The following is a 584-nucleotide window of genomic DNA, read 5'->3' as shown; positions in this document are numbered from 1 at the left end:
TATCCCAGACCTGCTGCATCAGGGCCGGGTAGCGCCCGGTGGTTAGCTCCGGCATGGCCTCGAAGTACGGGCGGCCCAGCAAGGCCGGAAGCGGCCGGCCCAGCATCTGCTCCATCAGGGGGTTGACCAGCTCCACGTGGTAGCGCGGGTCGCGCAACACAAAAAGGGCCACCGGGGCCTGGGCAAACACGGTTTCGAGCAGCCGCTGCTGCACCTCACGCTGCTGGCGGGCCAGCACCTGTTCCGTCACGTCGTAGGCAAACGAGGAGACTCCCACTACCTGTCCCTGCTCGCGGTAGGCCTGATAGCTGAAATTGAAGTAGGTGATGCGGGCCGACTGCCCCGGCTCGTGTTGTACTGTGAGCGGCACTTCGGTCCCTTGGTACGTTTCGCCCGTCCGGTACACGCGGTCGAGCAAGGCCACGAAGCCTTGGGCCACCGATTCGGGCTGGCTTTCTGCGATGGGCCAGCCGAGCATCTCTCGGTCGGGAAATAGCTGCTGGGCGGCCGCGTTGGCGTAGTCCATGCGGTGCTCGGGGCCGCGCAAGAGCAGCACCGCCGCCGGCGTTTGGGCAAACACCTGG

Annotated in this window: 1 protein-coding gene; it reads right to left on the bottom strand. The window is 66.1% G+C overall.

Annotated features, from left to right (window positions below):
• The coding region (locus VI25_RS23095; RefSeq protein WP_152981812.1) for a PAS domain-containing protein at nt 1–584 on the bottom strand (584 nt) is incomplete at both ends.

The organism is Hymenobacter sp. AT01-02, from assembly GCF_000961955.2.
GTDB classification, from domain to species: Bacteria; Bacteroidota; Bacteroidia; order Cytophagales; family Hymenobacteraceae; genus Hymenobacter; species Hymenobacter mucosus.
This window is presented reverse-complemented; position numbering and strand designations above follow the sequence as displayed.